The organism is Citrobacter farmeri, assembly GCF_019048065.1.
Taxonomy (GTDB): domain Bacteria; phylum Pseudomonadota; class Gammaproteobacteria; order Enterobacterales; family Enterobacteriaceae; genus Citrobacter_A; species Citrobacter_A farmeri.
In genome coordinates, this window is sequence record NZ_CP077291.1 from 4,051,180 (window position 1) to 4,077,390 (window position 26,211).

Below are 26,211 nucleotides of genomic sequence, written 5' to 3' on the forward strand. Positions count from 1 at the left end.
GCGGGCGCAGGGATGAAACGATGCGAATTTTACTGATTGAAGATGATGCGATGATTGGCGATGGCATTAAAACCGGGTTAAGCAAAATGGGCTTTAGCGTCGACTGGTTTACCGAAGGTCGTCAGGGAAAAGAAGCGCTCTACAGCGCGCCTTATGATGCGGTGATCCTCGACCTTACGCTGCCAGGAATGGACGGACGCGATATTCTGCGCGACTGGCGTGAACAGGGAAAGCGCGAACCGGTGCTGATCCTCACCGCGCGTGATGCCCTGGCCGAGCGCGTGGAAGGACTTCGCCTCGGGGCGGATGATTATCTGTGTAAGCCATTCGCGCTGATTGAAGTCGCCGCCAGGCTGGAAGCGCTGATGCGTCGCGCCAGCGGTCAGGCCAGCAGCGAACTGCGCCACGGGCAGGTCACCTTAAATCCCGGCGATCGGGTCGCGACGCTGGCGGGAGAACCGTTGATACTCAAGCCAAAGGAGTTCGCCCTGCTGGAATTATTGATGCGCAATGCCGGGCGCGTATTGCCACGCAAACTCATCGAAGAGAAGTTGTATACCTGGGACGAAGAGGTCACCAGCAATGCCGTTGAAGTACATGTTCACCATTTGCGGCGCAAACTGGGCAGCAATTTTATTCGCACCGTTCACGGCATTGGCTATACGCTTGGCGAGGCATCATCGTGACCCGGCAACTCAGCCTGCGCGTCAGGCTTACCCTCATCTTTCTAATTCTGGCAGCCATTACCTGGGCGGCATCGAGCTTTGTCGCCTGGAAGAAGACTACCGATAATGTCGATGAGCTGTTTGATACGCAGTTGATGCTCTTCGCCAAACGCCTGATCACGCTTGATATCAATGAATTGCATGCGACTGAGCGGATGGCGCATACGCCCAAAAAATTTAAGCACGGTCATGTCGATGATGACGCGCTGACCTTTGCCGTCTATACCACGGACGGCAAGATGATCCTGCACGATGGCGACAATGGTCAGAACATCCCCTATAGCTATCGTCGGGAAGGGTTTGATGACGGCCAGCTCAACGGTGATGACGACAAATGGCGTTTTATCTGGCTGACCTCCCCCGATGGTAAGTACCGCATCGTGGTCGGCCAGGAGTGGGAATATCGTGAAGATATGGCGCTGGAGATTGTGACGGCGCAACTGGTCCCCTGGCTTATCGCGCTGCCGCTGATGCTGCTGTTAATGATTATGCTACTGCATCGGGAACTCATGCCGCTGAAAAAACTGGCGCAGGCGTTGCGCCTGCGCGATCCGGAATCCAGCGAGCCGCTCAGTTCACACGGCGTCCCGAGTGAGGTGCGTCCGCTGGTCGAATCGCTCAACCAGCTTTTTACCCGCACCCATAATATGATGGTGCGCGAACGACGCTTTACCTCAGACGCCGCTCATGAACTGCGCAGTCCGCTAACGGCGCTAAAAGTCCAGACGGAGGTGGCGCAGCTTTCTGATGATGATCCGCTGGCGCGGGAGAAAGCCCTGACGCAACTCCACACGGGCATCGATCGCGCCACGCGTCTGGTCGACCAACTCCTGACGCTTTCCCGTCTCGACTCGCTGGATAACCTGCAGGACGTCGCCATGCTCTCTCTTGAAGAGCTCCTTCAGTCTGCGGTGATGGACATCTGGCAGCCCGCGCAGCAGGCGCAAATTGATGTGCGTTTGCAGATCAATGCCCACAATGTGATGCGTACCGGTCAACCGCTGCTGCTCAGTCTGCTGGTGCGCAATCTACTGGATAACGCCATCCGCTACAGTCCGAAAGGCAGCGTGGTTGATGTCACGCTTGACGCCAGGCAGTTTACCGTCAGAGATAACGGCCCCGGCGTCACAGCGGAAGTCCTCCCCCACATTGGTGAGCGTTTTTATCGCCCGCCGGGCCAACACGTTACCGGTAGCGGACTGGGCCTGTCGATTGTCCGCCGCATTGCCGCTCTGCACGCAATGACGGTGTCATTTGGCAATGCGCCAGATGGTGGTTTTATCGCAACGGTGCAGTGGTAACTGTCGATTATTGCGCCATACACAAAAGACTTTGCACATTTTGCTAATTTCACCGTATGGCCTGTTGACGTAAAATTAGCCTCAAACGCATTCCTGAGAGGATAAAAAATGAGCAACGTCCTGATTATCAACGGCGCAAAAAAATTTGCACACTCCAACGGTCAACTGAATGACACGCTGACGGAAGTCGCTGACGGCACCCTGCGTGACCTCGGCCATAGCGTCAAAATCGTCCGGGCTGACGGTGATTACGACGTGAAAGAAGAAGTGCAGAACTTCGTCTGGGCTGACGTGGTTATCTGGCAGATGCCTGGTTGGTGGATGGGTGCACCGTGGACCGTGAAAAAATACATTGATGACGTGTTCACCGAAGGTCACGGCACACTGTATGCCAGCGATGGTCGTACCCGCTCAGATGCCTCGAAAAAATACGGTTCCGGCGGCCTGATTCAGGGGAAAAAATACATGCTCTCCCTGACCTGGAACGCGCCGATGGAAGCCTTCACCGATAAAGATCAGTTCTTCCACGGTGTGGGTGTCGATGGCGTTTATCTGCCATTCCATAAGGCGAATCAATTCCTTGGAATGGAAGCGCTGCCGACCTTTATTACCAATGACGTCATTAAAATGCCGGATGTACCACGTTATGTTGCAGAATATCGCGAGCATCTGCAGGCGATTTTTGGTTAACTAGTAATCTGGAATTAGAAGGAGTTAACCATGCTTACAGTTATTGCTGAAATCCGCACCCGTCCGGGACAACATCACCGTCAGGCCGTCCTGGATCAGTTTGCGAAAATCGTTCCTGTCGTACTGAAGGAAGAGGGCTGCCACGGCTACGCGCCGATGGTAGATCATGCGGCAAACGTGAGTTTCCAGACCACGGCGCCAGATTCAATCGTCATGATTGAGCAGTGGGAAAGCATCGCGCATCTTGAAGCGCATCTGCAGACCCCGCATATGAAAGCCTACAGCGAAGCCGTTAAAGGCGACGTGCTGGATATGAATATTCGTATTCTGGAATCCGGTATTTAAACATACCGCGTTGCGCCGGGTCAGCCATCAATGCCAGACCCGGCAAAAGCGACCTCAGGGCAACGCCTTTTTCAGTCTTCGCACCGCTTCTTCCAGTTCATCCGCCGTTGGTGTGGCAAAAGACATGCGCAGCGTACGTTTATCCGGATTACTGCAGAAGAAAAACTCGCCCGGTACGAACACCACTTTTTCCTGCAAGGTGCGGGAAAGCCAGGCCGTAGCATCGAAATCGTAACGGAATGTCCCCCACAGGAACATCCCCCCCTGCGGCATATGGAATGAGATATGCTCATCCAGTTCACTGCGAATCGCCTCCGCCAGCACATAACACTTCTCACGATATGACTGACGAATAACCTGGATTTGATCTTCCAGACGCCCTAACGTCAAATAGCTGGCCGCCATCGCCTGCGAATGCGCACTGGTATGCAGATCGGTCGCCTGCTTAACAATGGTCGCTTTTTGTCTGATCCATTCCGGCAGCACCACCCAACCCACGCGCAGGCCAGGGGCCAGAATCTTGGAAAAGGTCGAGGTATAAATCACCTGCTCAGAGCATCCGCTCTCGCGGGCATGCTGGAACAGCGTTTTATAGGTCTCATTGGTGAAATTGATCTCGCCGTAGGGATCATCCTCAATGATGGCAAAGTCATGCTGTTTCGCCAGTTGAACCAACTTCTGCCGACGGGAATCACTCAGAACCACGCCGCCAGGGTTACCAAACGTCGGCACGATATACACGAACTTGATCGTGTTGCTCTGGAGCAACACTTCCAGATCGTCCACGATCATGCCGTCTTTATCAGTGCCAACAGACAGAATATCCGCCTGGGACAGTTGCAGAACCTGCAATGCGGCAAGATACGTCGGGCGTTCGACCACCACTTTATCGCCCGGATTGATCAACGTTCTCACCAGAATATCCAGCGACTGCTGTGACCCATTGGTCACCAGGATCGCGTCAGAGGCAGCCTGAATGCCGCGTTTCTGGCATAACTGACTAATCGCTTCACGCAGAGGTGGAAAACCTTCGCTCAGACCGTACTGGAACGCATTCAGAAATTGGCTTTCCATCATGTTGCGTGTGGCCATTTTCAGCCCTGTTTTATCAAACAGTTCCGGGCTGGGAATGCCGCCGCCCAGCGAAATTACGCCAGGCATTTTGCTATGTTTGAGTAATTCCCTGATAGCGGAGGGTTTAAGGGCGTCGACGCTCTTAGACAGATGTGTGTTGTTCATCCTGTTTCCTTATTATGTATTTTGGCGTCCGTCCCCGGTCATTGCCTTATCGTAAATCCGCGTTCTCGCCTCGATTGAGACTAATAGACCTCTCTGGCAAGATCAATCAGATATCATAATGGCAAAAGGGTAAGCTCCCGAGGCTTACCCTTTTGATCAACCGTGAAATTCACACTTACCAGTAGAGCTTCCAGCACTGAGTAAATCGCACCAGCGCCTCCACGTAGAAGTAATCTCCCCAACTGGCACACTCATCCACCCCTTTATTACTCGAGAGGTGATAAACCGAGTGTTTCAACAGGCCGTTACCCTTTTCCTCTTTCGCCATCAAATAGTGCCTGGTCAGCGACGACATGATCGCCATTGCCCACTGCTGGTAACGTTCGCGATCCGGATCGGTAACGGGCAAATGTTTAATTAATTCCAGCAAACCGCAAACCGCGATGGCCGCGGAGGAGGAGTCACGTAGCGCATCGGTTCCGACCAGCGCCAGATCCCAATGGCAGACGGCATCTTCCGGCAGGCGATTCAGGAAGTAATTGGCCAGTTTTTTCGACAGCGCCACCTTCTGCGTATCGCCGGTGTAGATATAGCTCAACAGGAAACCATAAATGCCCCACGCCTGGCCGCGCGACCAGCACGAGTCATCGGCATAGCCCTGCTGTGTGTTCCCGTAGCGCGGCGCACCGCTGTGCACATCCATGTAATAGGTATGGAAAGTGGATGCATCTTCACGAATTAAATACTTCGCCGCCTGGGCAACGTGCGCCTTCGCGGCGTCCGCAAAACGCGGATCGCCGGTCTGCTCGCTCGCCCAGTACAGCAGGGGTAAATTCATATTGCAGTCGATGATCATCCGTCCGGCCTGTTCCGGGTCGCTCAGATCGCCCCACGCCTGAATGATCTGCGCTTTCTCGTGAAAACGCTCCAGCAGCGCTTCTGCTGCCAACAGTGAAAACCCGCGTGCATCGCGATTTCCCGTCAACCGCCAGGCCGCTACGCAGGAAAGGGTATACAGAAAGCCCAGGTCGTGGGTATTGGTGTCGTGACGTCCGGCAATTCGCAGACCAAAAGAGCGAACGTGCTTTTCCGCCATGTCACGGAATACCGCGTCGCCACTCATCTCCCAGGCCAGCCATAGCTGCCCGGTCCAGAAACTGGTTGTCCACTCGATATTATCCGTTAACGGGTAATACCCTTTCACACAGGTTTCGGCTGGAAAGTGTTCACCGAATTCCGTTAAATGACGACGAATCAGTTCAAGGACATGCTCACGCGCGCTGCGCATCTCATCCTGAAATGCCCCTGCATCGATCGGCTGTCCAGGAAAAGCGCGCAGGCGTTCCTCAACGATGTGATTTAACATATTTCGGTTCCTTATGACGTAAATTATTTTGTCGCGTTATTTTCAGCGATATCAAGAGCAGTATTATTATTTCGTTTACTCTGGCATGCCGATAAGGTAAATGCCGAAATAAGCGTAAAGACCAGGGCGATAATCCCCATGATGATGTAGGTTTTCTCAAAACCAATACGGTCATACATTAATCCGGCAGGTGAAGAGACCACCACATTCCCGACATACAGCATCGCCTGATATCCCAGTAAATACATGGTTGCATTGACACGTTTATCAAAATGCTCTGCGATATATTTAAATACCGAGACCAGCAGTAAACAGATCTCCAGACCATATAACGGTTTGAGCACAGAAATTAACAGGTGAGAATCGCAGAGACCAGAAATCACCAGTCGCGCCCCGACCAGTACGCCGACAATCAACAGTCCGCGTTTAGCACCGATAGCATTAACAAATAAGGGGATCACCATATACATGACAAATTCCATACCTGACTGTACGGTGCCCAGATAACCAAAGACCGCATTGCCTTCGTGGATGTCAGAGAAGAAAGTCACAAAGTAGCGGGAGAACTGCTGCTCGGCGATAAACATCATCCATGCGACACCCGCCACATACAGACAGAATGCCCAGAACTTACGGTTTCGCAGCAGGGCGTAGACATCTGCCGGGACGATTTTCTCTTTGGTCAGCACCTCAGCGGCATTAGCGGCGTTGACGTTCACCTTCAGACTCAGCAGAACCATCAGCATCACGACCGACGTCACGCTGCCCATGATGAAGTTATAGGCCGGAGAAAGGTTAAACAGCAGTCCCGAGAACGATGATGCCACCGCCCAACCGAGTGACCCCCACATCCGAATCTGACCAAACTCCATACCGTTAAGACGACTGTAGCGATCGGAATACGATTCACAGGCCGCCACGCCGGCATACCACGCAAAACTCAGGTAAATTGCGCCAACAATAATCCCCAACAGGGTCTGAGAGAGTAATAATGGCTGGTAAATATAAATAAAGAAGGGTGCCATTAATGCCGACATCCCTACGACAAAATAAAGCAGATATTTACTCATACCAATTTTATCGAGAATATAGCCGTAAATAGGTTTCAGGATAACCGAGAAAATACCATTCACGGCAAAAACCGTTCCTATAACCGTACCGCTAAGCTGTGCTTTCTGCCCCAGCCAGATTGCCAACAAACCGATGCTGGCCGACCACGTAAAGAAATAGAGAAAAATAAAACTACTGATTTTATAGTATTCCGTTCTGTAATCCGGTGAACGTATATTCATACCACCCTCGCTATAAAGAGAACGCCAACAGGCGCGCAGATTCAGGTTCGCGAATAACGACCTGATGAGCATCAATGTGCAACCGGGGAATGGCGGTGCAGGCCTTGTGTTGCCCGGATGCACTGACCGCGCAACAAAGCCAACTTTCCCCAGCCGTAATCTCTGTTGAGAGCACGGGGATCGCGGCACATTCGGCAAACATAATGCTGCTGTTTGGCGGCGTGATAATGCTGTCCGGACTGCGCGAAATCACCGGTGACAGGTCCACAATCATGCTGCTGCCGTTGCTGGCGGCAACCACGCACCCGCGTCCGTGCACCTGGTGCTCCGCTTTCATGACTGCAAAGCCTCCTTCCACCGTTTGCAGTACCCGCGCGCTGTGGATGCGGTGCAAACGGATATGCCATTCACCGAACGGCATCAGCCAGGTCTCAATGGCAACGTCATGCCACGGCGACCAGCGCGAGAAAATGAAGCTTTCATCTACGCGGACCTCGTCGCAGTCGCGCCGCCCGCGAAAATAGGCATCACCGTCAGCTAACAGCAGCATGGAATCACACGCCGCATGCTTGATGCCAAAACGCCCGCGTTCAATGGTGAAACCAAAACGGCTGGAATAGGCAAACTTGGTATATTTCGCCTCGGTATTAACGTAGTTATTCAGCTCCAGTTGGCCGGATGTCAGCATTGTGACAAGCCCGGAATGTTCGCTGTGTTGAAGAATTTGCCCGGCATGGGGGATCGCGCGCGCTTCCGCCAGTCGTGGCAGGGGCTGCTCTTCAGCCAGCCAGAACGGGTGATTTTCCGGCAGCGCGAGGATCAGAAAAACCTTCAGCGCCCAGTAAGGAGAACCTGGCGAATTGTAGTCCTCGCACATCGCCAGATTCGGATAAGCGAAGCCTAACGTCAGGATCCCATCACGATCAAAAATGGGCTGCTGCTGCCACCAGCGCAAATGTCGCAGGATCACCCCTTTAATGATGCCCGGCGTAAGCACATCCAGCTCAGCAAACGCCACCGCGCTCCAGAACGCGACCATCGCAAATCGATAGGTCAGGCTGCGACCGAACGGCACCGAAGCCCCGTCGGCAGCCGACATAAAGATAAAGTCTTCGGCAAACCGCCGGGCACGTTCGCGTAACGTTGCGGCGCGAGTGGCGTCTTCCGGATTCAGCGTGGCATACAGCACGCCATAGAAATGGAAGGCCATTGAGATGTAGTAATCCTGAGGTCGTCCGGGGCCATCGGAATACCAGCCGTCGCCCAGATAGTAGGCCTCCATCAGCGCAAAGCGACGATCGATAGCCGCCTGATCGAACGGTAGTCCGGCACGTTTAAAACCGAGCTGAACGAGGATGGCAAAGTAGTTCCAGTTGCTGTCCGGCATCTGCGCATCGGTTATCTGATTCAGCCAGCGATGCAGGTTTTTTTGTTCCGACGGGCTGAACGCCGCCGTTAACTGACGCGGTAGTAGCGCCAGCCCCATCCCATACGCAGCCATTTCCACCAGACGCTGATCGTAAGGCCCGGTATCGCCCCAGTAATGTGGACTCTGCGGATCGGTCCCCAGCCTGATCGCCTGAATGTACTTGTCGGCAAACGGAACCTCAGCACCTCCGGCCATCAGCGGGAAAAGCCCCCACAGCGCTCTCGAAAGCCCTTCCATACAGGCAATATCCACACTGTAATGCGCACAGGTATCACCCAGTGAAAACCGGGCCTGCCCTGCGGGAAACTGCTTATCCAGTGCCCCCAGAATGGCGTTAACGGCACGCGTAACATCTTCACGGGATGACAATGGATTTGATTTTTCTTCAGTTGCCGACCACATACTCTGCCCCTCTGAATAAAGTGGCTAAAGCATAGTGAATCGCGCATTGGCAGAAATGTTACCTCAATCACACCCGACACATTCTTTTAAAACAGGGATTGAGAAAATTTAAAAATAGAGTTTATAAACGTAATCAGTCTGGTAAAAATTTAATTCTATTGCACTATGAACGCACCGCTTTGTTCAGAACGTCTGGAACTGATCACCCTCAACGACGCGATTGCGTCGTTTAGTCGTCTGTTTGCCAACACGGTCCGCTACCACCACTGGCATCAATGTCTGGAAATGCTGTATGTGGAAGAAGGTTTCGGCGTGGTCACGGTCGATCATAAGCAGTACACCATGCGGCCAGGCCGGATGTTCTTTTTCCCGCCGTTTACCCTGCACAAAATCATGGTGGATGAGCAGGCGCAGAATAGCTACCGGCGTACCATTATTCATCTCGACCCACATGCGATACTGAAGGTTCTGCGTGATTTCCCGCTCAATCAGGCTCGCCTGCAAAACCTGGCTGTGCGCGGCGGTGAAGCCTGGGTGATCGACGCCAGTGAGATCCATACACACATCGATTTCCTCTTTAGCCGTTACGAGAAAATGGCGACGCTGAAGCCGCTCAACACCGAGCACATTGCCTGCCTGGTATTAAGTTTATTCAGCCTGTTACCCGAAGATAAGAGCAGTATGCAGGGCATCGCCACCGGCATCGCCAGTCAGGTGATGTTCTGGCTCGACGAAAATTACACGCACAAATTCAGCCTGAGCGTGCTGGCAAATGAACTGGGAAAATCGAAAAGCTATGTGTCGCGGCGGTTCCATATTGAGACCGGAGAAAGCATTCTCGACTATCTCAATACGTTACGTCTGAGAAAAGCCTGTGAAGCGCTACTTCACAGCGAAGCAAGCGTGCGGGAGATTGCTAACATGGTGGGATTTTCAGACGTGACGTACTTTATCAGCGCGTTTGGCAAGGGAATCGGCGAAACGCCGTTGCAGTACCGTAAACGACATAAATGAGGGTGCCGGAGGACGCGCTAATGACGCCACCCGGCACAACAACACTATTACCCGTCGATATCCGCGAGATCGCCTTTTTCCTGCAACCAGTTACGGCGGTCTTCGGAGCGTTTCTTCGCCAGCAGCATATCCATCATGGCGTTGGTGCGCTGATCGTCTTCATCATCAATGATAAGCTGGACCAGGCGACGCGTGTTGGGATCCAGCGTAGTTTCACGCAGCTGCATCGGGTTCATTTCACCCAGCCCTTTAAAGCGCTGTACGTTCGGTTTACCTTTCTTGCGCTTCAACTGTTCCAGTACACCCGCTTTCTCTTCTTCCGTCAGCGCGTAATAAACCTCTTTGCCAAGGTCAATACGGTACAACGGCGGCAGCGCGACATAGACGTGCCCGTGTTTCACCAGCGTGCGGAAATGACGTACAAACAGCGCGCAAAGCAACGTGGCGATGTGCAGCCCATCGGAGTCCGCATCCGCCAGAATACAGATCTTGCCGTAACGTAACTGGCTCAGATCGTCGCTGTCCGGATCGATGCCGATCGCGACAGAAATATCGTGTACTTCCTGTGAGGCCAGCACTTCATCAGAAGAGACTTCCCAGGTGTTCAGGATCTTACCCTTAAGCGGCATGATCGCCTGATATTCACGATCGCGTGCCTGTTTGGCTGAACCGCCCGCCGAGTCCCCTTCCACCAGGAACAGTTCGGTACGATTCAGATCCTGCGCGGTACAGTCGGCCAGTTTCCCCGGCAGTGCCGGACCGCTGGTCAGCTTTTTACGCACCACTTTCTTCGCCGCACGCAGTCGACGCTGGGCGCTGGAAATAACCATCTCCGCCAGCAGTTCGGCTGACTGAACGTTCTGGTTCAGCCACAGGCTGAAGGCATCTTTCACTACGCCAGAAACAAATGCCGCACACTGACGCGACGAGAGACGCTCTTTGGTCTGTCCGGCAAACTGTGGATCCTGCATTTTCACCGACAGCACGTAGGCGCAGCGATCCCAGATATCTTCCGCCGAAAGCTTCACGCCGCGCGGCAAAATGTTGCGATATTCGCAGAACTCACGCATTGCATCGAGCAACCCCTGACGCAGACCGTTCACGTGCGTCCCGCCCTGCATGGTCGGGATCAGGTTCACGTAGCTTTCGGTCAGCAGTTCGCCCCCTTCCGGCAGCCACAGCAATGCCCAGTCGACCGTTTCCGTGTCACCGGAGAAATTGCCGATGAAGGGTTTTTCCGGCAGCGTTGGCAGGCCGTTCACCGCTTCGCCCAGATAGTCGTTCAGACCATCCTGATAACACCAGCGCTGTTCGCTGTTATTGACTTCATCTTTAAAGGTGATTTCAACGCCAGGGCACAGCACGGCTTTGGCTTTCAGCACGTGTGTTAAGCGAGAGACGGAAAAGCGCGGACTGTCGAAAAAGGTTTCGTCAGGCCAGAAGTGGACGCTGGTGCCGGTATTGCGCTTACCGCAGGTACCTACGACCTGCAAATCCTGAACCTTATCACCATTCTCAAACGCAATGTTATACACCTGCCCATCACGACGCACGTTCACTTCCACGCGTTTCGACAGGGCGTTAACCACGGAGATCCCTACGCCATGCAGGCCGCCGGAAAACTGATAATTCTTGTTCGAGAACTTGCCGCCCGCATGCAGCCGACAAAGGATCAGTTCAACCGCCGGAACGCCCTCTTCCGGGTGAATGTCCACAGGCATGCCGCGACCGTCATCAATAACTTCCAGAGATTGATCGGCATGTAAAATCACATCCACGCGTTTCGCGTGGCCCGCCAGTGCTTCATCCACACTGTTATCAATCACTTCCTGCCCAAGATGGTTGGGGCGGGTCGTATCGGTATACATCCCTGGGCGACGGCGTACCGGCTCAAGCCCAGTGAGTACCTCAATGGCATCAGCGTTATAAGTTTGCGTCATGGTTTTAATAGCAATTCGAAATGATTGTCAGCAACTGTGCAGTCCAAGGAAATCGACAATCGGGTTGAAATAATCTTCGAAGCCCGTGAATGCATGGTTTCCACCTTCAATAACAGTCTGGCGGCAAGAGGCGTAATACGCCACTGCCTGGCGGTAGTCCAGCACTTCATCCCCCGTCTGTTGTAGCAGCCAGATTAAATCCGACGCTTCCAGCGGGTCGATCTGCATGACTTTAAGATCGTAAATATGGCGTGACTCTAGCACATATTGCTGCCCCGTGTAGGGGTTCTCGTTCTGACCGAGGTAGTCGATCAACAGTTCAAATGGCCGAACCGCCGGGTTGACGACAACCGCAGGCAGCATAAAGCACTGTGACAACCAGGTGGCGTAATAGCCGCCTAAGGAAGATCCCACCACGCCCAATGCCTCACCGCCGTGCTCCAGCACGATAGACTCCAGCATCTCTGCGGCATCGGCCGGATACGGTGGCAACTGAGGCACAATCATCTCGACATGGGGATACTGTTCGCGCAGCCAGTTTTTCAGCAGGCAGGCCTTCGCGGACCGGGGCGAGCTATTGAAGCCGTGCAGATAAAGAAGCGTAGACATCAGTAGCCTTCAGAAGCAGTATCAGGTCGGAATTCAGTACCCTGCAAACGACAGACGTCCGTTTTTAACGTACCGTCAGCAAACAGCTCCAGCGTACGCCAGCCAGGACCGATGCTATCAAGGGTAAAGTTCGCGCAATGGGGTTTAAACTGGACGCAGGTAGAGGGGGTCGCCAGCAGACGGCGGCCATTCCAGTCAAGATCCAGTTCCTGATGAATATGCCCACAAAGCAGATACTTCACGCGCGGGTAATTCACCAGCACGTTGTCCAGTTCTGCCGCGTTACGCAGGCTGTGTTGATCCAGCCAACTGCAACCCGCAGGCAATGGGTGATGATGCAGAAGCAGCAGAGTGTGCCGCTCAGGCGCCTCAGAGAGTTTGCGCTCCAGCCACTCAAGCTGAAATTCACTCAGTTCACCGTGAGGCACGCCGAAAACCTGGCTATCCAGCAGCAGGATTTGCCACTGCTCACCAACCATGACGCACTTTGCCGGGGAGATCCCGGCCTCTTGTAACGCGCTGTACATCGCGGGCTGAAAGTCATGGTTACCGGGTAACCAAACGCAAGGCGCGCGAAAACTTGCGATACCTTCAGCAAAATGCTGATAGGCCGCAGCGGTTTGATCCTGAGCTAAATCACCTGTCGCCACAATCAGATCGTATTCCTGCCTGTCGGCATGAATGGCATCCAACACGGCCTGGTAGCTTTCCCAGGTGTTTACGCCCAACAGCGTTTCGTGCTTTTCGGCAAACAGGTGAGTATCAGTAATTTGTAAGATCCTGACCCTGGCCTCACCAGCCAGAGAAAGGTTTAACAGGCTTTCCAAATGGTGTCCTTAGGTTTCACGACGCTAGTAAACCGGAATCGCCATCGCTCCATGTGCTAAACAGTATCGCAGCCAGTCGGCCAGAAACTGATTAATTTGATGCTTTTCGTCGCGTTGATGCAACTTTTTATTTGGATAATCATACCGTGCTTTGAAGCGAAAGATCTGCTGACTTGAACACACTTCGGCGACCATAGCGTCATGGTAGAGCCGCACTGTCAGTGACGGCAGGCTCCAGTAGGTGATGGTCGGCGCCGTTTGCTCGATGGTCACCAGCGTTGTGTATCGGGTCGATTCAACGATCGTTAACCGATATTGTGCGTTGCCCACCTGGTAACTTACCGTTTCGCCAGGCGCATCATTGCGCGGCAGCAAGCGTCGCAACTGCGAAAAGTTCGTTTCGCAAAGACGCATCATTTCAGGGAAGTCAGGTGTATAGCGCTTCATTTTTTCCACTCGTTTATTAACTCTTTATAGTGCAGTTGCAGCCATTGCAGGGCAATGACCGCCGCCGCGTTATCAATTTTCCCCTCTTCAACCCAACGGTATGCCTGTTCCCGGCTTACCACATGAACCCGAATATCTTCGTTTTCATCAGCCAGACCGTGAATCCCGCTTGCGGTCGTGGCGTCCACTTCACCCACTATAATTGACGAGCGCTCACTGGTGCCACCAGGGCTTGCCAGAAAACTGAGTACCGGTTTCGTCCGTTGTACCTTGATTCCGGCCTCTTCCATTGCTTCACGGCGGGCCACATCCTCAACGCTTTCGCCCTCTTCGATCATCCCTGCCACCATTTCCAGTAGCCACGGCGTTTCACTGGTGTCATACGCCGCAATGCGCACCTGTTCGACCAGCACCACTTCATCCCGCTCAGGGTCAAAGGGTAGCAAGACTGCCGCATGACCGCGCTCAAAAATTTCTCTACGCACTTCCTGGCTCATTTCACCGTTGAACAAACGATGGCGGAAGCGATAAAGATCCAGCGAAAAAAAACCGCGATATAGCGTTTCTCGTGCAATAATTTCTACATCGTTTTTGGAGAAAGTTACTGGCGAGTTGTCTGATTTACGCATTGTGTCGTCCTGTACCAATAATGATTTAAATGTGAATATCATAGGCGTTTGACTGCCGTTTCATCGACCTTGTGGTAAATTGGTGCAAATTAACGCCTGATGGCACAGAACGCCAACTTTTTGCAGTGGCGGATTCTGCTAGAATCAGCAATTATTTTTTGAAATTTGATCAGCGCTAAATACTGCTTCACAACAAGGAATGCAAATGAAGAAATTGCTCCCCATCCTTATCGGCCTGAGCCTGTCGGGGTTCAGCACACTGAGCCAGGCAGAGAACCTGATGCAAGTTTATCAGCAAGCACGCCTGAGCAACCCGGAATTGCGTAAATCCGCCGCCGATCGCGATGCTGCATTCGAAAAAATCAACGAAGCACGTAGTCCTTTACTGCCTCAACTGGGCTTAGGTGCCGATTACACCTACAGCAACGGCTACCGCGATGCTAACGGCGTGAACTCGAACGCCACCAGCGCCTCCCTGCAATTAACGCAGACTCTTTTCGATATGTCGAAATGGCGTGCGCTGACCCTGCAGGAAAAATCAGCGGGTATTCAGGACGTGACTTTCCAGACGGACCAGCAGACGCTGATCCTCAACACCGCAAGCGCCTATTTTAAAGTGCTGAACGCCATTGACGTTCTCTCTTACACCCAGGCGCAGAAAGAGGCGATCTATCGTCAGTTGGATCAAACCACCCAGCGTTTCAACGTGGGCCTGGTCGCCATCACTGACGTGCAAAACGCCCGTTCCCAATACGATACCGTGCTGGCGAACGAAGTGACTGCCCGTAACGATCTCGACAATGCGGTTGAAGAACTGCGTCAGGTTACCGGCAACTACTACCCGGAACTGGCGTCGCTGAACGTTGACAGCTTCAAGACCGACAAACCGCAGGCGGTGAACGCCCTGCTGAAAGAAGCCGAAAACCGCAACCTGACGCTGTTGCAGGCCCGTCTGAGCCAGGATCTGGCACGCGAGCAGATTCGCCAGGCGCAGGACGGACATCTGCCAACGCTGGATTTAACTGCCTCGACCGGCGTGTCTGACACCTCGTACAGCGGCTCTAAAACACGTGGCGCGACAGGTTCCCAGTATGACGACAGCAACATGGGCCAGAACAAAATCGGCCTGAGTTTCTCCCTGCCAATCTATCAGGGTGGAATGGTTAACTCGCAGGTGAAACAGGCGCAATACAACTTTGTTGGTGCCAGCGAGCAACTGGAAAGCGCCCACCGCAGCGTGGTGCAGACCGTACGTTCATCCTTCAACAACATCAATGCGTCAATCAGCAGCATTAACGCCTACAAACAAGCGGTTGTTTCCGCCCAGAGCTCATTAGATGCGATGGAAGCGGGCTATTCCGTGGGTACACGTACTATCGTTGATGTGTTGGATGCGACGACCACGCTGTACAACGCCAAGCAGCAACTGGCGAATGCGCGTTATAACTACCTGATCAACCAGCTGAATATCAAGTCAGCGCTGGGTACGTTGAACGAGCAGGATCTGGTGGCGCTGAACAACACGCTGGGCAAACCGATTTCCACCTCGCCGGAACACGTCGCGCCGGAAACCCCGCAGATGGACGCTAACGCCGACGGCTATGCCGCCAACGCGGCAGCCCCCGCCGCGCAACCTGCGTCAGCACGTTCTTCCAGCAGCAACGGTAACAATCCGTTCCGCAATTAAACACGATGACGGGGCTTCGGCCCCGTCTGAACGTAAGGCAACGTAAAGATCTCGCCATTGGGCCGCATTCCAGCCTCTTCTCGCTTCATTTTCAACCACTCATCCTCTATCCTGAGCAGTATTAACCACTGGGTCCAGGAAAGACGAAAATGAAACGGACAAAATCCATCCATCACGCCTCGTTCCGCAAAAGCTGGAGCGCGCGCCATCTGACACCTGTCGCATTCGCCGTTACCGCTGTGTTTATGCTGGCGGGTTGTGAGAAAAGCGATGAAACTGTGTCGTTGTATCAGAATGCAGATGACTGTTCGGCAGCCAATCCGGGCAAAAGCGCGGAATGTACTACAGCGTTCAATAACGCGCTGAAAGAAGCGGAACGTACCGCGCCAAAATATGCCACTCGCGAAGACTGTGTCGCTGAGTTCGGTGAAGGCCAGTGCCAACAAGCCCCGGCTCAGGCAGGCATGGCACCAGAAGCACAGGCCCAGCAGTCCAGCGGCAGTTTCTGGATGCCGCTGATGGCGGGTTATATGATGGGCCGCATGATGGGCGGCGGCGCGGGCTTTGCCCAGCAACCGCTGTTCAGCTCGAAAAACCCGGCCAGCCCGGCATACGGCAAATACACCGATGCGGGCGGTAAAAACTATGGCGCAGCGCAGCCTGGCCGTACGATGACGGTTCCTAAAACCGCCATGGCGCCGAAACCTGCAACCACCTCTACCGTAACGCGCGGCGGCTTCGGTGAATCTGTTGCCAAACAGAGCGCCATGCAGCGTAGCGCAAGCGGCACCTCCACGCGTTCAATGGGTGGCTGATACGCATGGAAAGAGTCAGTATTACCGAGCGTCCGGACTGGCGCGATAAAGCCACTGAATACGGTTTCAATTTTCACACGATGTACGGCGAGCCGTACTGGTGTGAAGACGCCTATTACAAGCTAACGCTGGCCCAGGTTGAAAAGCTGGAAGATGTGACCGCCGAGTTGCACCAGATGTGCCTCAAGGTAGTTGAGAAGGTGATCGCCAGTGACGAGCTGATGACCAAATTCCGTATTCCTAAGCACACCTGGGGCTTTGTTCGCCAGTCCTGGCAAACGCATCAACCGTCGCTCTATTCGCGTCTTGATCTGGCGTGGGATGGCACCGGTGAACCGAAGCTGCTGGAGAACAACGCCGATACCCCGACCTCGCTATATGAAGCGGCGTTTTTCCAGTGGATCTGGCTTGAAGATCAGATCAATGCAGGCAATCTGCCGGAAGGCAGCGATCAGTTTAACAGTCTGCAGGAAAAACTCATCGAGCGTTTTGCCGAGCTGCGTGAGCAGTACGGCTTCCAGCTTCTCCATTTAACCTGCTGTCGCGACACCGTTGAAGATCGCGGAACCATTCAGTATCTACAGGATTGCGCCGCAGAGGCGGAGATCGCTACCGAATTTCTCTATATCGAAGATGTTGGTCTGGGTGAAAAAGGTCAGTTCACGGATCTACAGGATCAGGTGATTGCCAACCTGTTCAAGCTCTATCCGTGGGAGTTTATGCTGCGCGAGATGTTCTCCACTAAGCTGGAAGACGCTGGCGTGCGCTGGCTGGAACCGGCGTGGAAGAGCATTATCTCCAATAAAGCGCTGTTGCCGCTGCTGTGGGAGATGTTCCCAAACCATCCGAACCTGCTTCCTGCCTATTTCGCCGAAGACGACTATCCGCAGATGGAAAAATTCGTCGTGAAACCGATCTTCTCGCGTGAAGGCGCAAACGTCTCCATTGTCGAGAACGGTAAAACGATCGAGGCGGTGGAAGGACCGTATGGTGAAGAAGGCATGATCGTGCAGCAGTTCCATCAACTGCCCAAGTTTGGCGACAGCTATATGCTGATCGGCAGCTGGCTGATCAACGACCAGCCTGCCGGGATCGGCATCCGCGAAGACAGGGCGCTGATCACCCAGGATCTGTCCCGCTTCTACCCGCATATTTTTGTTGAGTAATCGCTGAGGCCCGGTCGTTACCGGGCCTGCATTGCTATCCTATCTGTACCGACAGCATACTCAGGCTGCCCATCTCAATGCCATCAACCGGGATCGTCACCGACTCTTTGCCATCCCACGCACCTAACACGTAGAGCAGTGGTAGATAGTGATCCGGCGTCGGGTTCGACAGGGAAGCCCCCTCGTGATCGAGATAATTTACCAGCGGATGCTGCTCAACCGGTCCCTGCCAGGTCAGGTTCGCTTTGACAAAATCATTGAACGAAGTTGCCCACGGATACGGCGTATTATCGCCGTGCCAGCGTGCCGTACGCAGGTTATGCACCACGTTACCGCTGGCCACCAGCATGATGCCTTCATCACGTAGCGTCGCCAGTTTGCGTCCAATCTCAAAATGCCAGGCCGCCGGTTTGGTGCTGTCGATGCTCAACTGCACCATCGGAATATCGGCATCTGGATACATTTTGATCAGCACGCCCCAGGAACCATGATCAAACCCCCAGGCCTCTTTGTCGAGTGCGACCGGCACCGGTGAAAGCAAATCAACTAACTGCTGCGCCAGTTCAGGAGAGCCAGGCGCCGGGTAATGCGTATCGTACAACGCCTGCGGGAAACCGCCAAAATCATGAATGGTCTTTGGCGCGTCCATTGCAGTGACGCCGGTACCTCGGGTGTACCAGTGTGCAGACACCACCACAATCGCTTTTGGACGCGGTAATGTCTCCCCAAGCCGCTGCCAGGCACGGGTATACAGGTTATCTTCCAGAACGTTCATCGGGCTGCCGTGTCCCAAAAACAATGCTGGCATACGAATTGAAGACATGATGATATCCTTACTCAGGGAGTCATTTTGATGGTCTTACAATACCCTCTTTCGGTGAATGAAGAACTCTGATAACCATGATGATCATCATCAGTTATTTTGAAGGTCAGTGAGATGTATAAGGAGTCATTGATGTCAGTACCTTTAATTCTCACCTTACTGGCGGGGGCCGCCACGTTTATTGGCGCCTTTCTTGGCGTACTGGGGCAAAAACCCTCCAATCGCCTGCTGGCGTTTTCGCTGGGATTTGCCGCCGGGATCATGTTGCTGATCTCCTTAATGGAGATGCTGCCCGCCGCGCTGGGCACAAAGGGAATGCCGCCAGTTCTGGGCTATGGCATGTTTATCATCGGCTTACTGGGTTACTTTGGCCTGGATCGTCTTCTTCCGCACGCTCACCCGCAGGATCTGGTGCAAAAAAGGACACAGCCCATCCCCGGCTCGATCAAACGCACTGCTATTCTGCTCACGCTGGGGATCAGTTTGCACAACTTCCCGGAAGGAATTGCCACCTGGGTGACCGCCAGCAGCAACCTGGAGTTGGGATTCGGCATCGCAGTGGCGGTTGCCCTGCATAATATTCCGGAAGGTCTGGCGGTCGCCGGGCCAGTCTACGCGGCCACCGGTTCTAAACGCACGGCTATTTTCTGGGCAGGCATTTCCGGGATGGCGGAAATACTGGGCGGCGTGCTGGCATGGCTGATTCTTGGCAACCTGGTATCACCCGTCGTCATGGCAGCAATTATGGCCGCTGTCGCCGGCATTATGGTTGCGTTGTCGGTGGATGAACTGATGCCGCTGGCAAAAGAGATTGATCCCAATAACAACCCCAGCTATGGCGTTCTGTGTGGAATGTCAGTGATGGGGCTGAGTCTGGTCGTACTTCAGGCGATGGGGATCGGGTAACGGAGAGGGCAGGAAGCGGTTATTCCTGCTCTTTAGTCATGTCGCGTTCTTCGTCATCACGACGAAGTAATTTATTGCGGATTTCCAGTAGCGCATCACGATCCTGCCGAAACGCCTTACAGTAACGTTTCATATGGCAAAAATATCCCACGACCACCAAAACAATTAAGACAATCCAGTACCAGGCAATAAACATCCTTTTACCCTTTAAATTTAACATTAACAGATATTTATCGTTAAAATTTAACATACCTATTAGTAGGTACGATTATATACTGGCACAGTATGAATTCGAAAAGATGATTTCGATCATAGAGAAAAAGATTGGATGTTTATTAACCGACAGGATGTTTGAAAAAGCGAAATTTGCCGGATAAGGTGCTTGCACCGCTATCCGGCAAGGCTGGATTAGCTGGCTTTACGTTCGTGTGCCTGACTGTAAGCCACCAGGTCTTCGATCGTCACCACAGCCATATTGTGTTTGCCCGCAAATTCGATGCACTCCGGCGCGCGCGCCATGCTGCCATCATCATTGGTCAGTTCACACAGTACACCTGCGGGTTTATACCCGGCCAGCGTCACCAGATCAATGGTCGCTTCGGTGTGGCCACCGCGAGTCAATACGCCGCCCGGCTGAGCACGCAGCGGGAAAACGTGTCCCGGACGGTTCAGGTCGGAAGGTTTTGCGCCATCGGCAATTGCCGCGCGAACGGTGGTCACGCGATCGGCCGCCGAAACGCCGGTTGTGACACCTGTCGCCGCTTCAATGGTCACGGTAAAACCGGTGCCATAAGCGCTGGTGTTATTTTCCACCATCATCGGCAGATCGAGTTGTTTACGACGATCTTCGGTGATGCACAGGCATACAATACCGCTACCGTGACGGATGGTCAGCGCCATCTGCTCAACGGTCATGGTCTCTGCCGGGAAAATCATATCGCCTTCGTTTTCACGATCTTCGTCATCCAGCACCATCACACCGCGGCCTTCGCGCAGCGCAGACAGAGCGTGTTCGACACGTTCAAAAGGCGTACCAAAAGAGGAAAGTAGCGTCTGATTCATGGTAAAAAAACCTCACTAAAATTATGGTTACCAGAATCAGGGCAGTCTTAGGAGTACCGACGAGCGGCAATAAAATAACGTGAGCGGGTCCATGCCCGACTGGATCGTTACTCTCTCCCATCCGGACTCTAACCGTCGGCCCCGGAATTACACCGGATCTGCTGACCTTTGAGTTTGCACCCAAAGCGCTCGCGGGCTTTCAACCTGAGTTGATTTACCGCCGGTGGGGAATTTCGCCCTGCCCTGAGAATAAGCGGGTTAACTATAACGCTATTGATTACCTTCATCAACGCCTTTACCCGCATTAACATCACACAATTCTGGTTTATGCCTCACGCAGATCGCACTACAATGGGCGATAACACTTACCAGTTCAGGGAAACCACTATGATTGACCCGAAGAAAATTGAGCAGATCGCTCGCCAGGTTCACGAATCGATGCCGAAAGGGATCCGGGAGTTCGGGGAAGATGTCGAGAAGAAGATCCGTCAGACGCTGCAATCTCAGCTGACGCGTCTCGATCTGGTGAGCCGCGAAGAGTTTGATGTTCAGACCCAGGTGCTACTGCGCACCCGTGAAAAGCTGGCGCTGCTGGAGCAACGTTTAAGTGAGCTGGAAGCACGTCAGGCGACTGAAGAAGTTAAACCTGCGCCCGCCATTCCACCGGTAGAACCGCAGGCGTAAAAACAGCAACGGGCCGCAAGGCCCGTTGATATATCAGTGTTCTACTTCTAGCTTTCTGGCGTTCATTGCCTGCTGGCAGTAGTGCGCGTAGCGTTTGCAAAACCAGCTGCGGTGCTCCTCGTCCATATTGCCGGTAACGGCCTGGATATCAACAGGGCGACCTTCAGCCTGCATTCTGGCAAAACTCCGCGCCAGGAAATCGAAATTGCTCATCGAATAAACACTGTTGTTCATCAGCATATCCTCCAGTAGGTGAATCTCTGTTAAGGTCATATGCTTTTTTCTGATTCCAGTATTTACCGGGAAGCGTAGCAGGTTTGTACATATTGTGCGCAAATCAGTTGCCTGAGTTCACACTTTAGGAACACAGGTGATGCCCGGTTTCCAGGCATCACCTTCAGCCATTATTTATCGCTGTCTTTCTGGATTTTTTTGATGATATTGGTGGTGGAGCAACCGTCTTCAAAGTTGAGCACCAGCACTTCACCGCCGTTGGCCCACACCTCTTCACTACCCGCAATTTCTTCCGGCTTATAATCACCGCCCTTCACCAGCAGATCCGGCAATACGCCTGCGATCAGGCGCTGCGGCGTGTCCTCTTCAAAAGAGACGACCCAGTCAACGGCTTCCAGCGCCCCCAGCACGATCATGCGCTGTTCGAGCGGATTCACCGGACGCGTTTCCCCTTTCAGACGTTTCGTCGACGCATCGCTGTTGACCGCGACGATTAACCGATCGCCCAGCTTACGGGCGTTTGCGAGATAGGAAACGTGGCCCGCGTGCAGAATGTCAAACACTCCGTTAGTCATCACGACTTTCTCACCGCGCTTACGCGCGCTGGCAACGGCCTGTTTCAGTTCGTCTTCAGTCATCACGCCAAAGCCGGTTTCCGCACGACCACGTACCGCATTTTCCAGTTCGATAGGCGAAACGGTGGAAGTCCCCAGTTTGCCGACGACCACACCCGCCGCCGCATTGGCAAAGAAGCAGGCTTCCTCCAGCGAATTGCCGGCTGCCAGCGTCGCTGCCAGCACACCAATGACCGTGTCACCCGCACCGGTTACGTCATACACTTCCTGCGCCTGCGTCGGCATATGCAGTGGGGCTTTCCCCGGTTGCAGTAGCGTCATCCCCTGCTCGGAACGAGTGACCAACAGAGCGGAAAGTTCGAAATCGGCAATCAGCTTCATGCCGCGTTCAACAATCTCTTCTTCGCTTTTGCATTTACCCGCAACCGCCTCAAATTCAGACAAGTTCGGCGTCAGCAGCGTCGCACCGCGATAGCGTGCAAAATCGGTCCCTTTCGGGTCGATCAGCACCGGCACACCGGCTTTACGCGCCAGAGCAATCATCTGCTGGACGCTGGCCAGTGCGCCTTTCGCGTAGTCAGACAGCACCAGCGCCCCAATCGAGCTCAGCGCCTGGTTGATACGCTCATGCAGCGGCTGAGGATCCACGCCTTCGAAGCCTTCTTCAAAATCCAGACGAATCAGTTGCTGGTTACGTGAAAGCACACGCAGTTTAGTGATGGTCGGATGGGTCGGCACAGAAACGAAGTCGCATTTCACGTTCACGTCCGCCAGCGTTTTGCTAAGCGCGCGCGCGGCGTCGTCAATACCGGTCAGTCCGACCAGACGCGAATTCGCTCCCAGAGAGGCAATGTTCATCGCCACGTTCGCCGCACCGCCCGGACGTTCTTCGATGGTATCGACTTTCACCACCGGTACCGGCGCTTCGGGCGAAATACGGCTGGTGGGTCCGTACCAGTAGCGATCCAGCATCACATCACCGACAACCAAGACTCCTGCACGTTCAAACTCTGGCAGCGTTACTTTCATTCCTGTCTCCTGAGAGATTCAAAATTTGCGCGCGATAATAGCACACTTCATCAGGCAACCAGCCACTTCTGCCAGCTTGCCCCGACCTGCGTACGTTCCGCCTCAAAACAGGTTTGTGCCACATGACCCGGTTGTTCCTGCAAAGCCAGGTGATGCAGTTCATCGCGCAGCGTGGTATAGGCGTGGGTCAATGCCATCGCCTCCTGCTCGTCCATAATGTCGTTTTGCGCTAACAGTTCCAGAATACGCACATTATCCGACCAGCGGGTCAGTTTGGGTTTGTCATGGGCATAACGTAGAACCAGATATTGCGTGATAAATTCGATATCCGTAATACCGCCTTCATCGGCTTTAATATCAAAGCGATCGCGATGCTTATTGCCCAGATGCGCACGCATTTTTTCGCGCATCTCACGCACCTCGGTCTGTAACGTTTTACCGTCGCGAGGCAGCGTCATGATATCGCGGCGCACTGTATCAAACTGCGAGGTCAGCTGCGGGTCGCCGTAAACAACGCGTGCGCGCACCAGCGCCTGATGCTCCCACGTCCAGGCCTCGTTTTTCTGGTAATCCGCAAAAGATTCAGCGGAGGTCACCAGCATCCCCGCCGCCCCTGACGGCCGCAGTCGGGCATCGACTTCATACAAAATGCCTGAGGAGGTGCGGGTACTGAACAGGTGCATAATGCGCTGCGCCAGCCGCAGGTAGAACTGCCGCCCGTCAATTTCACGATCGCCGTCGGTCATTACGTCAACGGGGCAGTCATGCAGGAAGATCAAATCGAGATCGGAGCTGTAACCCAGCTCCCAGCCGCCCAGTTTGCCGTAGCCGACCACCGCAAAGCCACGCCCGATCCGATCGGCAAGATGCGTCGGTTGCCCATAGCGCGCCACCATTTGCAGCCACGCCTGCTGCACAACGGCATCAATCATCGCTTCCGCCAGCCAGGTCAGATGATCGCTGACTTTCATCACCGGCAGCGTGCCGGCGATATCCGCAGCGGCAATACGCAGCAGTTGCGTTTGTTTGAACTGACGCAACGCCTCCAGCTGTTGCTCTTCATCATCTTCCGGAACGCGCAGTAAATACTGACGTAGCTCATCACGATAAGCGTCGGTTGCCGTTGGCTGATAGAGCGTATTCGGATCGAGCAGTTCATCGAGTAGCAGCGGATAACGCGCAAGCTGACTGGCAACCATCGGCGACGCCGCGCAGAGCGAAATCAGATGCTTCAGCGCGCCGGGGAATTCGCTCAGCAACTCGAGATAGGTGGTGCGGGTAACAATGCCCACCAGCAGCGGCGTAATGCGCGACAGCGGGAGGAAAGCATCCTGGCGCGTGCAGACATCGCTGAGCAAATGCGGCATCAGGTGGTCGAGCACCTGACGCCCACGCGGGCCAATGGTGCGCTTATCCAGCTCTTTACGGAAGTCAGCAATCAACGCCAGCACACGCATACGATCGTCATCTGTGAGATGCGCCAGCACCGGCGGTGTATCATCCTCCTGCAAAGCGTCCTGCCATAGCTCACGCCACTGTTCCGAGAGCGCGTCTTCCTGCGTTTCGGTTTCGTCATCACCGATCAGCTCGTTAAACACGCGGCGGACGTTCGCCATGTGTTCCTCAAGCGTTTCAGTCAGTTGCAGCCAGTCATCAACGTTCATTCCCCAGGCCAGCCGCGCCCGGTTAAGTTCATCGCCTGGCAGCGTCTGGGTTTGTTCATCGTTAATGCTTTGCAGCAGGTTTTCCAGACGACGCAGAAAGAGATAGGCCTGTCGCAGTTGCTCGGCATCGCTCTCCTGCAGCAGATGCAGTGCGGCAATCGCGCGTAAAGTCGGCAACAGTGAACGGGATTGCAGCGACGGCTCGCGTCCGCCGCGAATCAGTTGAAACACCTGCACGATAAATTCGATTTCGCGAATGCCGCCCGCGCCGAGCTTGATGTTATCTTTCAACCCCCGGCGCCGGACTTCACGCGCAATCATTCCCTTCATATTGCGCAGCGACTGAATCACGCTGAAGTCGATGTAGCGACGGAAGACGAACGGGCGCAGCATGGCGCGCAGTTCTTCGACATAGCGACCGTCGGTATCGCCCATGATCCGCGCCTTGACCATCGCATAGCGCTCCCAGTCGCGCCCCTGCTCCTGGTAATAATCCTCCAGTGCGGCAAAGCTCAACACCAGCGGGCCACTGTCGCCAAACGGACGCAACCGCATGTCCACCCGATAGACAAAGCCATCCTGGGTGGGCTGATCCAGCACCTTGATCAGCCGCTGCCCCATGCGGGTAAAAAACTGCGCGTTATCAAGTTCGCGGCGCCCTCCCTGAGTGGAACCGTGCTCCGGCCAGGCAAAGATCAGATCGATATCCGAGGAAAAATTCAGTTCGCCGCCGCCCAGTTTCCCCATGCCTAAAATCAGCAGCGGTTGCGGAATGCCTTCCTGACTGCACGGCGTTCCCCATTCGCGACAGCAAGCGTTGTACAGCCAGTCACGCGCACTGACAATCAGCGTTTCGGCCAAATGGCTTAACTGTTGCAGAATGTCGGTATCCTCCACCAGCGACAGCGCCTGTGCCCAGGCAATGCGTACCATCACCCGGCGGCGAAACAGACGTAGTTCATGCATCAACGCCGCTTCATCGTTCACCGTTGCCAGCGCCGCCTGTAACCATTCGCCGTACTGCTGCCATTCATCGGCCTGCGGCGGGACGCTTTCCAGCTCCGCCAGCCAGTGTGGATGCGCAATCACACCGTCCTGCACAAAATCACTCAATGTAAGTACTGACTTCGCCTGAGCGCTAAGCTCAGTCTCAGGTAAGGAGGCTGGCAGCCGCTCTACAACGGTCGGCCAGTACTGCTGTAACGGGGAAGAAAGCGGCTTCATTTAAGGGGTATCCTTTGAATGATGCCGGAAACAGGCATCTCGCCTTATCCGGCCTACAGGTCGTGCTGGCGTCAGGCCTGCCAGGCG

At 54.1% G+C, this 26,211-nt stretch carries 25 protein-coding genes and 1 riboswitch; of the genes, 10 read left to right on the plus strand and 15 right to left on the minus strand.

Features of this window, described 5'->3' with window-relative positions:
- Window positions 1-20: 20 nt before the first annotated feature.
- The 4 genes from qseB (at window position 21) to I6L53_RS18970 (ending at window position 3,061) form a co-directional block, all read left to right on the plus strand.
- On the plus strand, window positions 21-686 hold the full coding sequence (gene qseB / locus I6L53_RS18955; RefSeq protein WP_042324233.1) for a quorum sensing response regulator transcription factor QseB: 666 nt from the start codon (window positions 21-23) through the stop codon (window positions 684-686).
- Window positions 677-2,026, plus strand: a complete 1,350-nt coding sequence (gene qseC, locus I6L53_RS18960) for a quorum sensing histidine kinase QseC (protein WP_042324235.1) — start codon at window positions 677-679, stop codon at window positions 2,024-2,026. Before qseB ends, qseC begins: the two co-directional genes overlap by 10 nt.
- A 108-nt stretch (window positions 2,027-2,134) precedes the next feature.
- Window positions 2,135-2,716, plus strand: a complete 582-nt coding sequence (locus I6L53_RS18965) for an NAD(P)H-dependent oxidoreductase (RefSeq protein ID WP_042324237.1) — start codon at window positions 2,135-2,137, stop codon at window positions 2,714-2,716.
- 30 nt (window positions 2,717-2,746) lie between these two features.
- A complete protein-coding gene (locus tag I6L53_RS18970; RefSeq protein WP_042324239.1) occupies window positions 2,747-3,061 on the plus strand; it encodes a putative quinol monooxygenase in 315 nt (104 codons plus the stop codon).
- Window positions 3,062-3,115: 54 nt separating this feature from the next.
- Here the strand turns inward: I6L53_RS18970 and I6L53_RS18975 are convergent, their stop codons facing one another.
- The 4 genes from I6L53_RS18975 to I6L53_RS18990 form a co-directional block, all read right to left on the minus strand.
- Window positions 3,116-4,300: an aminotransferase-like domain-containing protein gene (locus tag I6L53_RS18975; protein WP_042324241.1), complete on the minus strand. Its 1,185-nt coding sequence runs from the start codon at window positions 4,298-4,300 to the stop codon at window positions 3,116-3,118.
- 175 nt (window positions 4,301-4,475) lie between these two features.
- A complete protein-coding gene (locus I6L53_RS18980; protein ID WP_042324243.1) occupies window positions 4,476-5,666 on the minus strand; it encodes a glycoside hydrolase family 88 protein in 1,191 nt (396 codons plus the stop codon).
- 23 nt (window positions 5,667-5,689) lie between these two features.
- Window positions 5,690-6,958, minus strand: coding sequence for an oligosaccharide MFS transporter (locus tag I6L53_RS18985; RefSeq protein WP_042324245.1), 1,269 nt, complete (start codon window positions 6,956-6,958; stop codon window positions 5,690-5,692).
- Window positions 6,959-6,968: 10 nt separating this feature from the next.
- Window positions 6,969-8,789, minus strand: coding sequence for a DUF2264 domain-containing protein (locus I6L53_RS18990; RefSeq protein ID WP_042324249.1), 1,821 nt, complete (start codon window positions 8,787-8,789; stop codon window positions 6,969-6,971).
- Between the two features lie 165 nt (window positions 8,790-8,954).
- Between I6L53_RS18990 and I6L53_RS18995 the strand changes: the two genes are divergently transcribed.
- Window positions 8,955-9,803, plus strand: coding sequence for a helix-turn-helix transcriptional regulator (locus tag I6L53_RS18995; protein WP_042324251.1), 849 nt, complete (start codon window positions 8,955-8,957; stop codon window positions 9,801-9,803).
- 47 nt (window positions 9,804-9,850) lie between these two features.
- Here I6L53_RS18995 and parE read toward each other — a convergent pair whose 3' ends face one another.
- From parE to nudF, 5 genes are read right to left on the minus strand one after another with little or no spacing between them, the layout of a single operon-like run.
- On the minus strand, window positions 9,851-11,743 hold the full coding sequence (parE, locus tag I6L53_RS19000) for a DNA topoisomerase IV subunit B (RefSeq protein ID WP_042324253.1): 1,893 nt from the start codon (window positions 11,741-11,743) through the stop codon (window positions 9,851-9,853).
- Between the two features lie 27 nt (window positions 11,744-11,770).
- Window positions 11,771-12,352 carry an esterase YqiA gene (yqiA, locus tag I6L53_RS19005; RefSeq protein WP_042324257.1) on the minus strand — a complete coding sequence of 194 codons (582 nt, stop codon included), beginning with the start codon at window positions 12,350-12,352 and terminating at the stop codon, window positions 11,771-11,773.
- Entirely contained in the window at window positions 12,352-13,179 is an 828-nt protein-coding gene (gene cpdA / locus I6L53_RS19010; RefSeq protein WP_042324258.1) for a 3',5'-cyclic-AMP phosphodiesterase, read from the minus strand. Before cpdA ends, yqiA begins: the two co-directional genes overlap by 1 nt.
- Window positions 13,180-13,203: 24 nt before the next feature.
- Window positions 13,204-13,626 (minus strand): DUF1249 family protein, encoded by a 423-nt coding sequence (locus tag I6L53_RS19015; protein WP_042324260.1) that lies wholly within the window; start codon window positions 13,624-13,626, stop codon window positions 13,204-13,206.
- Window positions 13,623-14,255, minus strand: coding sequence for an ADP-ribose diphosphatase (gene nudF / locus I6L53_RS19020; RefSeq protein ID WP_042324261.1), 633 nt, complete (start codon window positions 14,253-14,255; stop codon window positions 13,623-13,625). Before nudF ends, I6L53_RS19015 begins: the two co-directional genes overlap by 4 nt.
- A gap of 205 nt (window positions 14,256-14,460) precedes the next feature.
- Between nudF and tolC the strand changes: the two genes are divergently transcribed.
- The 3 genes from tolC to I6L53_RS19035 all read left to right on the plus strand — a co-directional run bounded on the left by tolC (window position 14,461) and on the right by I6L53_RS19035 (window position 17,923).
- Entirely contained in the window at window positions 14,461-15,942 is a 1,482-nt protein-coding gene (gene tolC, locus I6L53_RS19025) for an outer membrane channel protein TolC (protein WP_042324263.1), read from the plus strand.
- Between the two features lie 149 nt (window positions 15,943-16,091).
- Window positions 16,092-16,757, plus strand: coding sequence for a DUF1190 family protein (locus I6L53_RS19030; RefSeq protein WP_042324265.1), 666 nt, complete (start codon window positions 16,092-16,094; stop codon window positions 16,755-16,757).
- Between the two features lie 5 nt (window positions 16,758-16,762).
- On the plus strand, window positions 16,763-17,923 hold the full coding sequence (locus tag I6L53_RS19035; RefSeq protein WP_042324269.1) for a glutathionylspermidine synthase family protein: 1,161 nt from the start codon (window positions 16,763-16,765) through the stop codon (window positions 17,921-17,923).
- A 34-nt stretch (window positions 17,924-17,957) separates the two neighbouring features.
- On the opposite strand, the gene ygiD is transcribed toward I6L53_RS19035, so the two are convergent.
- Window positions 17,958-18,746, minus strand: coding sequence for a 4,5-DOPA-extradiol-dioxygenase (gene ygiD, locus I6L53_RS19040; protein ID WP_042324271.1), 789 nt, complete (start codon window positions 18,744-18,746; stop codon window positions 17,958-17,960).
- Between the two features lie 132 nt (window positions 18,747-18,878).
- Between ygiD and zupT the strand changes: the two genes are divergently transcribed.
- Window positions 18,879-19,652 carry a zinc transporter ZupT gene (zupT, locus tag I6L53_RS19045; protein WP_042324273.1) on the plus strand — a complete coding sequence of 258 codons (774 nt, stop codon included), beginning with the start codon at window positions 18,879-18,881 and terminating at the stop codon, window positions 19,650-19,652.
- 19 nt (window positions 19,653-19,671) lie between these two features.
- Here the strand turns inward: zupT and I6L53_RS19050 are convergent, their stop codons facing one another.
- Both I6L53_RS19050 and ribB read right to left on the minus strand, forming a co-directional pair.
- Complete coding sequence (locus I6L53_RS19050; RefSeq protein WP_042324275.1) at window positions 19,672-19,848, minus strand: hypothetical protein; 177 nt, start codon at window positions 19,846-19,848, stop codon at window positions 19,672-19,674.
- A 212-nt stretch (window positions 19,849-20,060) separates the two neighbouring features.
- Window positions 20,061-20,714 (minus strand): 3,4-dihydroxy-2-butanone-4-phosphate synthase, encoded by a 654-nt coding sequence (gene ribB, locus I6L53_RS19055; RefSeq protein WP_042324278.1) that lies wholly within the window; start codon window positions 20,712-20,714, stop codon window positions 20,061-20,063.
- A gap of 105 nt (window positions 20,715-20,819) precedes the next feature.
- Window positions 20,820-20,969: riboswitch (FMN riboswitch) on the minus strand.
- Window positions 20,970-21,101: 132 nt separating this feature from the next.
- On the opposite strand from ribB, the gene ubiK reads away from it, so the two are divergent.
- Window positions 21,102-21,398 (plus strand): ubiquinone biosynthesis accessory factor UbiK, encoded by a 297-nt coding sequence (gene ubiK / locus I6L53_RS19060; RefSeq protein ID WP_042324283.1) that lies wholly within the window; start codon window positions 21,102-21,104, stop codon window positions 21,396-21,398.
- Window positions 21,399-21,431: 33 nt separating this feature from the next.
- Here the strand turns inward: ubiK and glgS are convergent, their stop codons facing one another.
- The 3 genes from glgS to glnE form a co-directional block, all read right to left on the minus strand.
- Window positions 21,432-21,638, minus strand: coding sequence for a cell surface composition regulator GlgS (glgS, locus tag I6L53_RS19065; protein WP_084196648.1), 207 nt, complete (start codon window positions 21,636-21,638; stop codon window positions 21,432-21,434).
- Window positions 21,639-21,802: 164 nt separating this feature from the next.
- Window positions 21,803-23,236 (minus strand): bifunctional D-glycero-beta-D-manno-heptose-7-phosphate kinase/D-glycero-beta-D-manno-heptose 1-phosphate adenylyltransferase HldE, encoded by a 1,434-nt coding sequence (gene hldE / locus I6L53_RS19070; RefSeq protein ID WP_042324284.1) that lies wholly within the window; start codon window positions 23,234-23,236, stop codon window positions 21,803-21,805.
- 50 nt (window positions 23,237-23,286) lie between these two features.
- Window positions 23,287-26,124, minus strand: a complete 2,838-nt coding sequence (glnE, locus tag I6L53_RS19075) for a bifunctional [glutamate--ammonia ligase]-adenylyl-L-tyrosine phosphorylase/[glutamate--ammonia-ligase] adenylyltransferase (RefSeq protein ID WP_042324286.1) — start codon at window positions 26,122-26,124, stop codon at window positions 23,287-23,289.
- Between the last annotated feature and the right edge of the window lie 87 nt (window positions 26,125-26,211).

Coding starts and splice junctions, on each gene's coding strand:
- qseB (WP_042324233.1), top strand. CDS start 21: ATGCGAATTTTACTGATTGAAGATGATGCGATGATTGGCGATGGCATT.
- I6L53_RS18965 (WP_042324237.1), top strand. CDS start 2,135: ATGAGCAACGTCCTGATTATCAACGGCGCAAAAAAATTTGCACACTCC.
- I6L53_RS18970 (WP_042324239.1), top strand. CDS start 2,747: ATGCTTACAGTTATTGCTGAAATCCGCACCCGTCCGGGACAACATCAC.
- I6L53_RS18975 (WP_042324241.1), bottom strand. CDS start 4,300: ATGAACAACACACATCTGTCTAAGAGCGTCGACGCCCTTAAACCCTCC.
- I6L53_RS18980 (WP_042324243.1), bottom strand. CDS start 5,666: ATGTTAAATCACATCGTTGAGGAACGCCTGCGCGCTTTTCCTGGACAG.
- I6L53_RS18985 (WP_042324245.1), bottom strand. CDS start 6,958: ATGAATATACGTTCACCGGATTACAGAACGGAATACTATAAAATCAGT.
- I6L53_RS18990 (WP_042324249.1), bottom strand. CDS start 8,789: ATGTGGTCGGCAACTGAAGAAAAATCAAATCCATTGTCATCCCGTGAA.
- I6L53_RS18995 (WP_042324251.1), top strand. CDS start 8,955: ATGAACGCACCGCTTTGTTCAGAACGTCTGGAACTGATCACCCTCAAC.
- parE (WP_042324253.1), bottom strand. CDS start 11,743: ATGACGCAAACTTATAACGCTGATGCCATTGAGGTACTCACTGGGCTT.
- yqiA (WP_042324257.1), bottom strand. CDS start 12,352: ATGTCTACGCTTCTTTATCTGCACGGCTTCAATAGCTCGCCCCGGTCC.
- I6L53_RS19015 (WP_042324260.1), bottom strand. CDS start 13,626: ATGAAGCGCTATACACCTGACTTCCCTGAAATGATGCGTCTTTGCGAA.
- nudF (WP_042324261.1), bottom strand. CDS start 14,255: ATGCGTAAATCAGACAACTCGCCAGTAACTTTCTCCAAAAACGATGTA.
- tolC (WP_042324263.1), top strand. CDS start 14,461: ATGAAGAAATTGCTCCCCATCCTTATCGGCCTGAGCCTGTCGGGGTTC.
- I6L53_RS19030 (WP_042324265.1), top strand. CDS start 16,092: ATGAAACGGACAAAATCCATCCATCACGCCTCGTTCCGCAAAAGCTGG.
- I6L53_RS19035 (WP_042324269.1), top strand. CDS start 16,763: ATGGAAAGAGTCAGTATTACCGAGCGTCCGGACTGGCGCGATAAAGCC.
- ygiD (WP_042324271.1), bottom strand. CDS start 18,746: ATGTCTTCAATTCGTATGCCAGCATTGTTTTTGGGACACGGCAGCCCG.
- zupT (WP_042324273.1), top strand. CDS start 18,879: ATGTCAGTACCTTTAATTCTCACCTTACTGGCGGGGGCCGCCACGTTT.
- I6L53_RS19050 (WP_042324275.1), bottom strand. CDS start 19,848: ATGTTTATTGCCTGGTACTGGATTGTCTTAATTGTTTTGGTGGTCGTG.
- ribB (WP_042324278.1), bottom strand. CDS start 20,714: ATGAATCAGACGCTACTTTCCTCTTTTGGTACGCCTTTTGAACGTGTC.
- ubiK (WP_042324283.1), top strand. CDS start 21,102: ATGATTGACCCGAAGAAAATTGAGCAGATCGCTCGCCAGGTTCACGAA.
- glgS (WP_084196648.1), bottom strand. CDS start 21,638: ATGCTGATGAACAACAGTGTTTATTCGATGAGCAATTTCGATTTCCTG.
- hldE (WP_042324284.1), bottom strand. CDS start 23,236: ATGAAAGTAACGCTGCCAGAGTTTGAACGTGCAGGAGTCTTGGTTGTC.
- glnE (WP_042324286.1), bottom strand. CDS start 26,124: ATGAAGCCGCTTTCTTCCCCGTTACAGCAGTACTGGCCGACCGTTGTA.